Here is a 12,607-nt window from a genome sequence, read left to right on the forward strand (position 1 = left end):
GGTTTCTCTTCGCTTCTTTGCGGGCCAGAAGATTGCCAACATTGAAGCTCGCCTAAAGAAGCCCCGAGTCCGGATCGTTAGGTCAGGGGTTTCTGTATCTTTGGGAGGCACTTTCCCGGGTTCGTCTCCATATCTCGATTGCAGGGTAGCACCCGAGGAAATCGGGATGGCAAAATGATGCAGGATAAAATGATGTCATGACGAAAATCCATAGTTGCTTCGTCCTAAAACACGAGTTCGGCGATGAACTCAGTCTTACTTAAAGAACGGAACACATCTTTCGGCAATATTCTCAACGTGTTGATGGTCGGTTCCACAGCAGCCTCCCATTACGTTGAGGCCATGGAAGTAGCTTCCTTTCAACTCTGCATAGTCATTGGCTAACTCAGACGGATTTCCACGATCTAGTTCGACAGCTTCATCCAGCTCGGCATGACTCCGCTTTGAGGAGTTGGCTCGAAGGCCGCGAATTCGAGCAAGCCATGATTCGTTACCTTGTAGCAAAGGTATGAAGTGACTTGGATGGGCACAATTTATCATGTAGTAGCTCGGGTAGTTATCCGTCTCATTGTCCACTTCGCGAATCGCATCGCCTAAGGTCTGGCCGGTTGGAAGTTTCCCATTCTGCTCAACAGTGAATGAGATGACGGCAGGTATGCCAATGTTTTTTGCGACTTTCGCAATCCCAATCGCCTCGTCTGCACAATTCATCGTCATTGCTGTGAGTAGATCGGCTTTCGTTTGGGATAATGTTTCGATCTGTGGGGCGTGATAATGCTCCGCATGGCTAACAGACATGCAGTTTTTTGGCGAGTACCCATCCCCTCGCGGGCCAATACAACCACTTATGATAATGGGTGAAGAGTTGGTCTCGAAATGTAGGCGGATTTGTTCCAATTCGCATACCGCTAGTCGGTTCGCTTCTGCAAGTTCATGTTGTGTGTAGCCGAGTTTGTGGCCCCAATCGGTGTTGGCTCGCCAGGTCGCGGTTTCAAGTACGATGCCGACATTAAACTTTCTGGCGATCTCAACATACGACAGAAAACATTTTTGCAATGCCCTACGACCTTCCCCGGTTCTCAGCAAATGAAAGGCTGCAAAGTAGGGGAGGTCGATCCCCTCGTTGAAGACAAGTGTCGTTTCTATTCCACCGTCAGACAGGAAAAGACCACCATGAAGTTGAGGAAGGTCGTCTCGGTACATCTTCTAGTTTTCTGGAAAGGTGTTGCTCAGTTAATGGATCGAGGAAATTACAAAAGCCGTTGGGGTGATTGGCCCTAGTCTCCGCAGGCCGATTGATTGCCTGACCCGCATATCGAACCGCCTGCCATAGATTGATTTCTTCGTCAAATTCGCCTGGATCTTGGTCCAGCGTGTTAAAAAATCGTCCTCGTTCGTCTATGAATTGCGTCGCGAGTTTGCTGGGCATTTGAGAGCGCGTACGGAATTTCGTTGCTGTTCCACTGCCAAATTGAGTTGGGAGAGAGGGAAACTCGATGGAAAAACTCAACCTAAGCAGGTTTGGTTTGGCCTTGAGTAATAGAGCGTTTGGTTGACGTTTAGGTGGTGCCCATATATAAAGGAAGGTTGGTTTGAGGTGGCATTTAGGAGCCACCCCACGTGTTTTACGGTTTTTGCGCTCCCCGCCTTCCATCCTGGAGTTGATTTAACATGCGTCGGACGTTTGCTGCCGGTTTAATTTGGGCCGTGTTCGCCTCCAACACCACGCTTCTCAAAGCGGACTGGACTCATTGGCGTGGCCCTGGGGCAAACGGCGTGGCTTCTGATACGGGGCTGCCGGACTCATTCAAGATCTCTGAGCCTGGGAAAGTTAATCTCATTTGGAAGGCCCCCCATGGTTGTAGGTCGACGCCTATCGTTCACGATGGGAGGGTTTTCTTCAATAGCCACACAGGGGTGGAACGGATTGAAGAGCAAGAAAGTATCGTCTGCTTAGATTTGCAGACTGGAGAGACATTGTGGCAATACAAGTTCAATGTCTTCATGACCGATATTGTTAGCAACCGCGTCGGTTGGACCAACCTTACGGTCGACCCAGTGACGGGTAACGTCTACTGCCACGGTACACAAGGCTACTTGATGTGCTTAGATCGTGACGGCAAGTTGCTGTGGAACAGGTCGATGACAGAAGAGTTTGGGCGAGTCTCCGGTTACGGTGGACGGTTAAGTAGTCCCATCATCGATGGTGACATGGTCATTATCGGGATCAATTGCGCCGTTTGGGGTAAGTATGGTCGAGGGGGCTGTCGTTTCGCGGCCTTCAACAAAAAGACAGGGGAACAGTACTGGTGGGGCTCGACGGGGTTTCGAGTGCTGGACAGTTTTCAGTCTGTCCCCATCGTGGCAGAAATCAATGACCAACGCTTGCTTATCGGAGGCGGCGGTGACGGCGGCTTGCACGCTTTCAAGATTGGTACTGGCGAGAAGGTCTGGAGCTATCTATTCTGCCAGGGCTCAGTGAATACCTCACCGGTTATCGATGGAAATCTGGTCTACATCGCGCACGGGGATGTTAGCCCCGAGGGTGGAAACATACAAGGTAGAGTGTCTTGCATTGATGCCAGTGACGTAACCGATGGAAAGCCCAAAGTGGTTTGGCAGAAGGATGGTCTTAAAATCAAATTTGCCAGCCCAATACTAGACAATGGTCGATTGATTCTTAACGACGAAGATGGTCGGTTGTATTGCTTGGATGCTAAGACCGGTGACGAAATCTGGAAGTTCAAGTACGGTGGAGGCGGTAACATTCGTTGTTCACCAGTCCTAGCCGATGGCAAGATTTACGTAGGAGATTCTCGGGGACGCTTTTACATCATCAAAGATGATCCAAAAAAGCCCAAGACCATTTCCAGCGTTAATTTCATCAGTCGCGATGTCAAGACCGGGGACCCTGTCTATGCAGAGCTAGACGGGTCGGTTTCCATATCAAATGGTTGTGTTTTTGTTGGTACGGGGACAGAGCTGTATTGCATTGGAACCGCTGCACCGAAGAAGAGTACATCGTCGGCGGTAAAAGAGGAGGTTGTAAGCCAAGCCAAGAAGGGAGAGCCAGCATCGCTGTTGGTCTATCCGAGCGAGGTGACGCTGGCTCCGGGTGAAACGACCAAGCTGACTGCAAGACTATTCGATAAGAATGGGAACTTCTTGAAGGAGACAGAGGCGGAATGGGAATTGGGAGCCATGGAGCCTTACGAGCCCGTACCAGGGTTGCCACCTGCTCCCAAGATTGCCCCGCCAGTTCTCAAAGGTGCGATCACTAACGATGGAAAACTAACCGTCTCCAGTGAGGCTCAGGGGCAGTTCGGACTCGCCGTAGCTAAGGCTGGCGGGCTGACCGGCGCGGCACGCATTCGACAGACTCCGAACATTCCGTACTCGCAGGACTTTGAAAAGGTTCCGGACAACGCGGTTCCCGGTGGTTGGTCCAACAGCCAAGCCAAGTTTGCAGTACGAACGGTGGACGACCAAAAGGTGCTCGTAAAGACTGCCACGAACCCGAGCCCGCTCGTCGCTCGGGCCAGTGCATTCATCGGCCAGCCGAGCTGGACGAATTATACGATCCAAGCCGACATGATGTCTGGCAAGGTGCGTGACTTGCAAGCCGATATGGGAGTCGTCGCGAACCGCTATTACTTCTTCCTAAGTGGCGAGACCAAGCAGTTGCGTTTGGTGACATGGGAAAGTTTGCCACGGGTCGATCGCAGTGTACCCATGAACTGGGAAGCGAACACTTGGTTCACACTCAAGCTAACCGTTGAGCTAAAGGACGGAAAAGCATTTGTGAAGGGCAAGCTGTGGAAACGTGGTGACCCCGAACCTGATGCTTGGACATTGGAAGTAGAAGATCCCTTGCCAAATACCGTGGGAGCACCAGCAGTTTACGCCAACGTGCCGGCAGGGAGCATTGAGAGCGCGACCGTTCCAGGTTCCGAGGTGTTTTTCGACAATTTGCTCGTTGTGCCCAACACAAATTAGTCATTCGTTCACCACTCGAATTTTTAACGAGGTGCGCGGATGGCCGCCTCGTGTAATGCGGCTCGTTTCAAACACTCGCCGTCCCCCCCCTTCACCAAAGTACATATTCCCATTCCGACAGGCTAAGGTTTTTGAGATGCATCATCCAGTTAAAAGAGCGAACACCTTGGGATCAGGATTTTCCTCCGTACGGTTCCGCAGACGCACCAGGTTTCTCAGGTCGACATTGGCGTTGGCCATCGGAGTTGGTTGCAGTCTAGGATCAGCGATTTCCATGGCTGAAGACTGGCCAATGTTCGGTGGAAACTCGACGAGAAACTTCGCCAACACCGTCGAAAAGGGTATACCCGGTACGTTTGACGTGGAATCCGGGGAGAACATCCTATGGGCTGCAGATCTGGGCTCGAAAGCTTATGGAGGCCCGGTTGTCGGCGCAGGCAAAGTCTTCGTAGGGACTAATAATCAAAACCCGAGAGATCCCTCGATTCAAGGGGACAAGGGGGTGATGATGTGCTTTGACGAGGCGACTGGCGAATTCCTCTGGCAAATCGTCTTCGATAAGCTCGGTGCGGGCCGTGTGCAGGATTGGCCAGAGGAAGGTATCTGCTCCAGTCCCATCATTGAGGGGGATCGCATCTACTTTGTTAGCAATCGGTGCACGGTTGTTTGCGCTTCCGTAGACGCAGACCCAGACAAGCCCGGCAAGGGAAAGATCCTCTGGGAGTACGATATGATCGGTGTCAATTCGGTGTTTCCACATAACTTGGCAGTCTGCTCTCCGATGATCGTCGGAGACAAGCTTTACATCGTCACGGCTAATGGCGTCGATGAAGGACATATCAACATTCCCGCTCCGGAGGCACCTAGCTTTCTGTGTCTGCACAAGGGCAACGGATCTTTTGCTTGGAAGAGCAATTTGCCCACACAATCGTTAGTGGATGCGAGGAAGCAAGGAGGAGATGTGGATATTCGAGCCTTGGTGGACCAGGGCAGCTTGGCGATGCACGGACAGTGGTCAAACCCAACGTATGCCGAACCCAACGGCAAGCCGATGGTGATTTTTCCAGGAGGGGATGGATGGATTTATGCCTTTGACCCCAACAGTGAAGGCGATGGGGAATTGCTTTGGAAGTTCGACTGTAACCCCAAGGACTCGTTTTATGTGCTCGGACCGCGAGCCACCCGAAACGACTTTATCGGAACCCCGGTTGTTTATGACAACAAACTTTACATTGGTGTCGGACAAGATCCAGAGCACAAAGAAGGGGTGGGGCACCTGTGGTGCATTGATTTAACCAAGACACCCAAGAACGCTGACAAGGATCTTTCGCCCGGGGTGCGGCTCGAAGAGGGCAAGCCTCCACAGACCGTATTCGATCCTGCGGCTCCGGAGAACAAGGATTCTGCGTTGGTATGGCATTTTGGCGGCATGGCCGAGTGGGGTTCGGATCGGATTTACAATTTTGGACGATCCATGTCGACCTGTGCGATTCACGATGATTTGCTTTACACCAGCGATTTGAATGGCTTCGTTTATTGTTTTGACGCACAGACGGGGGAAAAGTACTGGGATGTCGAGACAAATGCCTCGATTTGGGGATCCCCCTATTACGTTGACAACAAGGTGTTTGTCGGCACTGACGACGGTATCTTGTACGTACTGCCTCACGGGAAAGAAGAGCCAGAAGCCGAAGAGATTGAAATGGATGGGAAGGTTCGGGCGACGCCAGCGGCTGCAAACGGTAAGCTGTTTGTTTTGACCGAGAGCAAGACGAAGCTTTTCGCGATCGGTACGAAGTAGATTCACGAACCAAGCTCAAAACAAAAGAGGGTGTGCGTTTTGCACACCCTCTTTTTTTGTATCGAGCGGGACTTTTGTTGGAATGGTTGATTAGACCATGTCCTTCAACTTCTTCAGAGGTCGCACTTTAACAGTGGTCGAAGCAGGCTTTGGATCAGCCCAAATCATTTCGCCAGACTGTGGGTTGCGAACTTGACGCTTCGGCAAGGCCTTTTTCTGGTGACGAACGACTTTGCAAAGGTCAGGAATTACGAAAGTTCCTACACCTTTCTTGCCCATCGCGCCCGAGATTTCTTCCTTGAGAGCATCGAAAACCTCAGCAATTTGCTTCTTCGAGAGGCCAGTCTTCTCGGCGAGATTGGTGAACAATTGTACCTTGGTGAGTGGCTTTTCAGCTTTGCCAGCGGATTTGGCCATGTGTTAAATCCCTTTCAAACGATCACGGAGTATGTCCATGTCCGACTACGAACATGCGAGTTGGCTGAATTAAAGGATGCGGCAAGCAAAATGCAACCGGGGAACCCTAAAAAACCAACAAAAACACTGTACTTTTCGGCATAAAGTTCAAAAAACATTGGAAAAACAACATCTTTGCCCACTAAGCCGGGTATTTCTTGGCATTTTCAGCCATTTTTTGCGCTAGAGCCTTCCCCAGGTCGATTTTCAATACCGAGCCCAGTCTCAGAAGATAAGCCAGGATGTCCGCCATTTCCGCCGCAGCGGCTTCGCGGTTGAGGGTTGACTCACCCTCGCGCCACCGCCCACCGTCAGTCCACTGGAAATGCTCCAGGAGTTCTGACGCTTCGATCGAGATCGAGATGGCGAGATTCTTGGGGGAGTGGTATTTGCCCCAATCCCGGTCGGACGAAAACTGATCGACCCAAGCTGTCATCTCGGCTAAGGTCGTCTTATTTTCGTTTCCCTCGGGCGTTCGTCCATGGCATTCGCTCAATTTCTTGCTCCTTGACAAATCACGATAATCCCCAGATGCAGACCCGACTTTCGTATCGTGGTCTCCATAGCGGTCGGGTCGCTAAGAACCTTCTTCTCGATCGAATTAATAGACCGAGTCAGCCAGCTTAAGACTATTAAGATTTTTCGAAATCGAACATACTACACCCACCGCGTGACACCAGATATTTCAAACAATCTTTCTTTACATACGGAGAAAAATATGGCCGTTTTGGTAACCAAACCAGCACCCGATTTCAAGGCAACTGGGGTTCTCAAGGATGGTTCGTTCAGCGACGTAACTTTGAGCTCGTTCAAGGGTAAGAAGTACGTCTTGTTGTTCTTCTACCCACTCGATTTCACCTTTGTTTGCCCCACCGAAATCATCGCCTTTTCGGACCGTGTAAACGAGTTTGAGCAACTGGATGTCGAGGTCTTGGGAGTTTCCGTCGACAGCCATTTCTCCCATCTCGCATGGAGAAACACCCCGCGAACGCAAGGTGGCTTGGGGCAAATCGACTACACACTGGTCGCTGATCTTAACAAGCAGATCGCTCGCGACTACGACGTTTTGGTCGGTGATTCGGTTGCATTGCGAGGTCTGTTCTTGATTGACAAGGAAGGGGTCGTTCGTCACCAGGTTGTGAACGATTTGCCGCTCGGTCGAAGTGTTGATGAAGCCCTCCGCATGGTTCAGGCTCTACAATTCTTTGAGAAGAACGGTGAAGTTTGCCCAGCCAACTGGCAAGAAGGCAAGCCGACGATCAAGCCGACGGTGAACGACAGCAAGGAATTCTTCGAGTCCGAGTACTCTGTAAAAGCTTAGTTAGGCAAAGGCTTAATGGCGGTTTCATCGCCATTGGCTTAACTTGTTTTGCTACCCGCTTCGGTCATCCGAGCGGGTTTTTTCATGGCTGTTAACTCGTTACGGTAAATTCGGTCATCCCGCAGGCTTCCACGGTCGATTTTTAGCCCTGCGAGCGAGAGAATTTGTTTTTTCGGTCGCTCGTCGGGGATACAAAGGACATAAATGTCACAGAGTGATTCAAACAATCAATCGGTTTCGTTGACCCATGTCGACGATCGTGGAGCCGCCAAGATGGTGGATGTAGGGACTAAGTTGGATAGTCGGCGCAGTGCTACAGCTCGTGGGAGAGTTACCATGAGTCTCGAAGCGGCGGACGCTATTCGAAGCAATGCTCTCGGAAAAGGGGATTGTATCCAGGTGGCCCGAATCGCCGCCATCCAGGCAACCAAACTAACTTGTCAACTCATCCCATTATGCCACGCGATCCCCATCGATGGAGTCACAACCGACTACGCTTGGATCTCGGATTGCGAATTGGAGTGGGCCGTCACGGTAACCACGACAGGCAAGACAGGTGTTGAGATGGAGGCCCTGACGGGTGCAAGCGTGGCCTTGCTCACCGTCTATGACATGTGCAAATCGATAGACAAAGGGATGACCATCGGCCAGGTTTATTTGGAAAGTAAATCGGGTGGGACCAAAGGGGACTACCGCCGAAACGAACACCACGAAAGCAACTTATTATGACTCCATCCGCCGCCGCTTTAGATTTGATGAAGGTCTCGATGAACCACCCTATCAAAAATAATTCGCCACTAAGCGGCGGAGCTCTGGACTACCGAAAGGTTTTGGCAGAAGCGATGGGATTAATCCGACCGGAGCTCATCGCAGTGGAAAAATTGTTGCAAGGTGGATTGAGCACAGACTCGTCACCCGTGCAATCCATGCTAGAGCATGTACGCGATCTGGGGGGAAAGCGATTGCGTCCTTGTTTGACCCTGCTTTCGGCGAAAGCTGCTGGTGGGATCACGGAGGAGACCATTCGACTAGCCGCCTCGGTGGAACTGGTCCATACAGCGACATTGGTGCATGATGATGTTATAGACAACTCTGATGTTCGGCGTCATCGTCCCACTTTGCACACGGTCCACGGAGTTTCCCGGAGCATTCTTCTCGGTGATTGGTTATTCACGCATGCCTATGATCTGGCCAACCAAGGGGAATCGACTTTGCCTGGCCGCTGGATTGCAGCCGCGGCGAAGAAAGTGTGCGAGGGAGAGATAGAGCAAGGAGCTTTAGGGGGGCAATTTGGTATTTCAATCCCACAACAGCTAGAAGTTCTTGCACGAAAGACTGGATCCTTGTGCCGAGTGGCATGTGCACTGGGAGCTTGGTCTGCGGGAGCATCGGCAACCACTTGTGAACACTTCGGTGCATTCGGGGAGCATCTCGGTATCGCCTTTCAAGTTTTCGATGACTGGCTAGACGTTTGGGGCTCGCAGGCGACTGCCGGGAAAACGCTCGGCACCGATCTGGATGGATTCAAGCCGACGATTCCTACGTTGCGAGCACTAGAGGTCTGCTTTGCCGGAGAGGAAAAGATGGAGCTGCTAGAAGCTCTAGAGCGCCGCGACATTAGGGGCTTAGAGCGACTCAAGGTGGCTTTGTTGAATTCTGATGCCGGGGACTACACGCTGGGATACGCACATAAATTAGTATCGCAAGCACAAGATTGCTTGACTCCCTATATCGATGATGGTCGCTATTGCCCACAGGCGATCAATGGGTTGCTACGTTTGGCAGAAGCTGCCGCGAATCGAGCCGCTTAAACATCACAAATCACCGAATGGGAGGTCTTTCTGGGTGCGTTCCGCAAGTCCTTCTTTGAAATGCTTGCGGCAAACGGAAACGTATCGTTCGTTGCCACCGATTTGAATCTGCTCTCCTTCTCGGACAGGGCGGCCGCTGGAGTCAAGTCGTAGAACCATTGTGGCCTTTCGTCCACAGTGGCAAATGGTTTTCACCTCGTTCAAATTATCCGACCAAGCCATTAGGAATTCGCTGCCCTCAAACAGATTGCCTTGAAAATCGGTTCTTAGGCCATAGGCCAAAACGGGGATGTCGAGTTCATCGCAGACATCGGATAGTTGTCGGACTTGTGTTTTCGAAAGGAACTGAGCTTCGTCGATCAGCACGCAGTCGACTTTGACTGTTTCGTTTTCCTTTTGCACGATACGAAAAAGATTTGCGTTGGCAGAGAATGGAATCGCGTTGGCTTGGAGGCCGATTCGAGAGCTAACCTTTCCGATGCCGAAGCGATCGTCCACTTCGGGAGCGAAGACGAGCGTCCGCATTCCGCGTTCTTGGTAGTTGTAGCTCGACTGCAACAGGATCGTCGACTTGCCCGCATTCATCGTCGAGTAGTAGAAGTACATCTTTGCCATGGTGTTACTGCACTGCGGCTATCTCATCCCATTCCTTGGGCAAAGATGTTAGGACTCGGTTGCCAGTTTTGGTTACCAGCACGTCGTCTTCAATGCGAACTCCCAGAACACCCGGAAGATAAATTCCCGGCTCGACGGTAACAATCATATCAGGCTCGAGTGGCCGATCTTGGTTTTGTGCCAATCGAACCGTTTCGTGAATTTGGAGCCCGAAGCCATGGCCTAATGAGTGAGTAAACTTTTTTCCAAACCCCGCCTGTTCGATGACTTTTCTTGCAATGGAATCGACTTCACTCATTAGCACGCCTGGTCGGATGGCGTTTATGGCGGCTCGTTGAGCGTCCAAGACAACTTGGTAGACCTTCCGGAGCTTGGCCGATGGGTTACCAGTCACCACGATTCGAGTAATATCGCTCAAATACATTTCTTCTTTGGCACCCCAATCGATTAGCACAAAAGAGTCTTCCTCGAGACGTTTGGCGGATGGACGACCGTGAGGCAAAGCGGCTCTGGGGCCAACGCCGACAATAGGCTTAAAGGCTGTTCCGGCACCACCGATATGGCGAATGTTAGATTCGATGGAGTCCGCAACATTTTTCTCGGTTGAGTCCGGAGTCATCATTGCGACCGTGGCCAAGAATGCTCGCTGAGCCATATCGATCGCACGTTCTATCGCCTGAATCTCGGATGTGTCTTTTCGTTCTCGAAGTCTTTCGACCACGCCGGCACAGGGAACCAAAGTGGTGGCTGACGCGATCTCTGACAACCTGCTCCATTGTGCAAAGGAAGTCGAGGTTGGTTCGACATGGAGCGCTTGTTTTAGGTTCTTGTTCGCGAATCGTCCAAACGCATCGACCAACGGCTCGGTCGGACCTCGCAGCTCCAGAGCGAGGTCTGGGCACTCTTCACGGATTTGCTCTTCGTAGCGAGCGTCGCTCCAGATTGTCAGGGAATCTTGACTGACAAAAAGGTAACTATCTTCACCTTTGAAACCGGTCAGATACGTGACATTGTGAGGGCAAGTGATCAGAAAGTGGGAGATCTTGTGCTCTTTTAAGGCCCGGAAAAGTTTTTGCTGCCGCTGGTGAATCATGGATGCCGGTATTCGAGGAACCAAAACGAAGTAAAGGTCGGGATTATACGGCAAGTATTAGAATGCGTCACCTGAAATGGAGATGGCCCGCTGAGCCAGTCCTAAAAGAGGGCTACATACTTGAATCGATAGCAAATCCGTGTCATCATGGACTTTTACGATTTGAATATAGGAACAAAACGAATGAATCGAGATGCGTCTTCTAGTTGGGCCGTTTGGAATCGTTGGGCCGTTAGGAATCGTTGGGTAGCTGCAATGTATGGAGTTGGCTATGCGACCATGGCGATGGGGATAGCTATTGTCGTCGCTCCCATCAGTTTCGGTGACGATTCCGGTGCTGATGCCAAAGGGGGAGAGGAGAGGATTGTTGTTTCTGAAGAAGCCATGGCGATTCATCGACGTGGATATGTGTTTGATGGACACAACGATCTTCCTTGGGAGGTTCGGAAGTTCTCCAAGCGGTTTGATCAGATCGATTTGCGGCAGGCTCAGCCCAAGCTGCATACCGATATCAAACGGCTTGCCCAGGGGAACGTCGGAGCTCAGTTCTGGTCGGTGTACGTCCCCTCCGAGACGATGCGGGCTGGCAATGCATTCCAGACTACAGTCGAGCAGATTGAATTGGTTCACGATATGATTGCCCGATATCCCGATGTCTTTCATTTGGCGCTCAACTCGGATGATATCGAAGAAGCACGACGGCTGGGCAAGATCGCATCTCTTATCGGAATGGAGGGTGGGCACAGCATTGAAGAGTCGATTCCCAAGCTTCGCAAGCTTTACGATATGGGTGCCAGGTATATGACTTTAACTCACTCCGATACTTTAGCGTGGGCCGACTCTGCAACCGATTCGCCGAAGAGTGATGGTCTGAGTCCGTACGGCGAAGAGATTGTTCGAGAAATGAATCGGTTGGGGATGCTGGTCGATATCTCTCACGTATCGCCGGCAACGATGCATGCTGCGCTCAACGTGTCGAAAGCTCCGATCATCTTTTCCCATTCCTCCGCGAGAGCCATTGCTGATCATCCACGAAATGTGCCCGATGATGTTCTCAAGCGCTTGCCTGAGAATGGCGGAGTGGTGATGGTGAATTTCTTTTCTGGTTTTGTGGTTCCCGAGAGTGCCCGCATCATGTTGAAGATGTTCGAGGTAAGACGCGAACTAATGGACAAGTATCCAAACTCAAAAGGGGATGTCGATCGAGAATACAAAGCATGGCAGCTCAAGAATCCGTATCCGGCAGGCGATGCATCCATCGTTGTCGATCATATTGAGCACATCATCAAGCTAGCTGGGGTGGATCACGTCGGACTGGGATCAGACTACGACGGCATAGGCAAAACGCCCGTTGGGATGGAAGACGTATCGACTTATCCTGTCATCACGGAACTGCTCATGAGACGAGGATATAGCGAAGAGGACATCCACAAAGTACTTTACAAAAATACTTTGAGAGTCATCCGAGCCGCCGAGCAAGTCCGCGACGAACTCGCCAACTAGAGTGTTTTGTC

The 12,607-nt window shown here is 51.3% G+C and carries 11 protein-coding genes; 6 read left to right on the forward strand and 5 right to left on the reverse strand.

From position 1 onward, the window contains the following. Positions 1-255 precede the first annotated feature (255 nt). Positions 256-1,203, reverse strand: a complete 948-nt coding sequence (locus SH449x_RS27085; RefSeq protein ID WP_482379203.1) for a homocysteine S-methyltransferase family protein — start codon at positions 1,201-1,203, stop codon at positions 256-258. A gap of 468 nt (positions 1,204-1,671) precedes the next feature. On the opposite strand from SH449x_RS27085, the gene SH449x_RS27090 reads away from it, so the two are divergent. Together SH449x_RS27090 and SH449x_RS27095 are read left to right on the forward strand one after the other, a co-directional pair. Further along, positions 1,672-3,996, forward strand: coding sequence for an outer membrane protein assembly factor BamB family protein (locus SH449x_RS27090; protein ID WP_482379204.1), 2,325 nt, complete (start codon positions 1,672-1,674; stop codon positions 3,994-3,996). A 274-nt stretch (positions 3,997-4,270) separates the two neighbouring features. Beyond that, a complete protein-coding gene (locus SH449x_RS27095; protein WP_482379205.1) occupies positions 4,271-5,797 on the forward strand; it encodes an outer membrane protein assembly factor BamB family protein in 1,527 nt (508 codons plus the stop codon). A 90-nt stretch (positions 5,798-5,887) separates the two neighbouring features. Here the strand turns inward: SH449x_RS27095 and SH449x_RS27100 are convergent, their stop codons facing one another. After that, a complete protein-coding gene (locus SH449x_RS27100) occupies positions 5,888-6,214 on the reverse strand; it encodes an HU family DNA-binding protein (protein ID WP_482379206.1) in 327 nt (108 codons plus the stop codon). Between the two features lie 181 nt (positions 6,215-6,395). Then, a complete protein-coding gene (locus SH449x_RS27105) occupies positions 6,396-6,749 on the reverse strand; it encodes a nucleotide pyrophosphohydrolase (protein WP_482379207.1) in 354 nt (117 codons plus the stop codon). Positions 6,750-6,971: 222 nt separating this feature from the next. Between SH449x_RS27105 and SH449x_RS27110 the strand changes: the two genes are divergently transcribed. From SH449x_RS27110 to SH449x_RS27120, 3 genes are all read left to right on the forward strand, one after another. Continuing rightward, positions 6,972-7,574: a peroxiredoxin gene (locus SH449x_RS27110; RefSeq protein ID WP_482379208.1), complete on the forward strand. Its 603-nt coding sequence runs from the start codon at positions 6,972-6,974 to the stop codon at positions 7,572-7,574. A 204-nt stretch (positions 7,575-7,778) separates the two neighbouring features. Further along, positions 7,779-8,303, forward strand: coding sequence for a cyclic pyranopterin monophosphate synthase MoaC (gene moaC / locus SH449x_RS27115; protein ID WP_482379209.1), 525 nt, complete (start codon positions 7,779-7,781; stop codon positions 8,301-8,303). Continuing rightward, entirely contained in the window at positions 8,300-9,385 is a 1,086-nt protein-coding gene (locus tag SH449x_RS27120; protein WP_482379210.1) for a polyprenyl synthetase family protein, read from the forward strand. The genes moaC and SH449x_RS27120 overlap by 4 nt, the downstream gene beginning before the upstream one ends. A 3-nt stretch (positions 9,386-9,388) precedes the next feature. On the opposite strand, the gene SH449x_RS27125 is transcribed toward SH449x_RS27120, so the two are convergent. Then, positions 9,389-10,000: a thymidine kinase gene (locus SH449x_RS27125; protein WP_482379211.1), complete on the reverse strand. Its 612-nt coding sequence runs from the start codon at positions 9,998-10,000 to the stop codon at positions 9,389-9,391. 4 nt (positions 10,001-10,004) lie between these two features. Next, positions 10,005-11,093: a M24 family metallopeptidase gene (locus SH449x_RS27130; protein WP_482379212.1), complete on the reverse strand. Its 1,089-nt coding sequence runs from the start codon at positions 11,091-11,093 to the stop codon at positions 10,005-10,007. 183 nt (positions 11,094-11,276) lie between these two features. Here SH449x_RS27130 and SH449x_RS27135 point away from each other — a divergent pair, with 183 nt between their 5' ends. After that, positions 11,277-12,596 (forward strand): dipeptidase, encoded by a 1,320-nt coding sequence (locus SH449x_RS27135; RefSeq protein WP_482379213.1) that lies wholly within the window; start codon positions 11,277-11,279, stop codon positions 12,594-12,596. The last annotated feature ends 11 nt before the right edge of the window (positions 12,597-12,607 follow it).

Origin of the sequence: Brakhagea baltica, assembly GCF_052161605.1 — a bacterium.
Taxonomy (GTDB): Bacteria; Planctomycetota; Planctomycetia; order Pirellulales; family Pirellulaceae; genus JBKCUI01.

What these genes read in the sequence shown, in the direction of transcription:
- SH449x_RS27085 (WP_482379203.1), bottom strand. Translation starts at nt 1,203, where the DNA reads ATGTACCGAGACGACCTTCCTCAACTTCATGGTGGTCTTTTCCTGTCT.
- SH449x_RS27090 (WP_482379204.1), top strand. Translation starts at nt 1,672, where the DNA reads ATGCGTCGGACGTTTGCTGCCGGTTTAATTTGGGCCGTGTTCGCCTCC.
- SH449x_RS27095 (WP_482379205.1), top strand. Translation starts at nt 4,271, where the DNA reads ATGGCTGAAGACTGGCCAATGTTCGGTGGAAACTCGACGAGAAACTTC.
- SH449x_RS27100 (WP_482379206.1), bottom strand. Translation starts at nt 6,214, where the DNA reads ATGGCCAAATCCGCTGGCAAAGCTGAAAAGCCACTCACCAAGGTACAA.
- SH449x_RS27110 (WP_482379208.1), top strand. Translation starts at nt 6,972, where the DNA reads ATGGCCGTTTTGGTAACCAAACCAGCACCCGATTTCAAGGCAACTGGG.
- moaC (WP_482379209.1), top strand. Translation starts at nt 7,779, where the DNA reads ATGTCACAGAGTGATTCAAACAATCAATCGGTTTCGTTGACCCATGTC.
- SH449x_RS27120 (WP_482379210.1), top strand. Translation starts at nt 8,300, where the DNA reads ATGACTCCATCCGCCGCCGCTTTAGATTTGATGAAGGTCTCGATGAAC.
- SH449x_RS27125 (WP_482379211.1), bottom strand. Translation starts at nt 10,000, where the DNA reads ATGGCAAAGATGTACTTCTACTACTCGACGATGAATGCGGGCAAGTCG.
- SH449x_RS27130 (WP_482379212.1), bottom strand. Translation starts at nt 11,093, where the DNA reads ATGATTCACCAGCGGCAGCAAAAACTTTTCCGGGCCTTAAAAGAGCAC.
- SH449x_RS27135 (WP_482379213.1), top strand. Translation starts at nt 11,277, where the DNA reads ATGAATCGAGATGCGTCTTCTAGTTGGGCCGTTTGGAATCGTTGGGCC.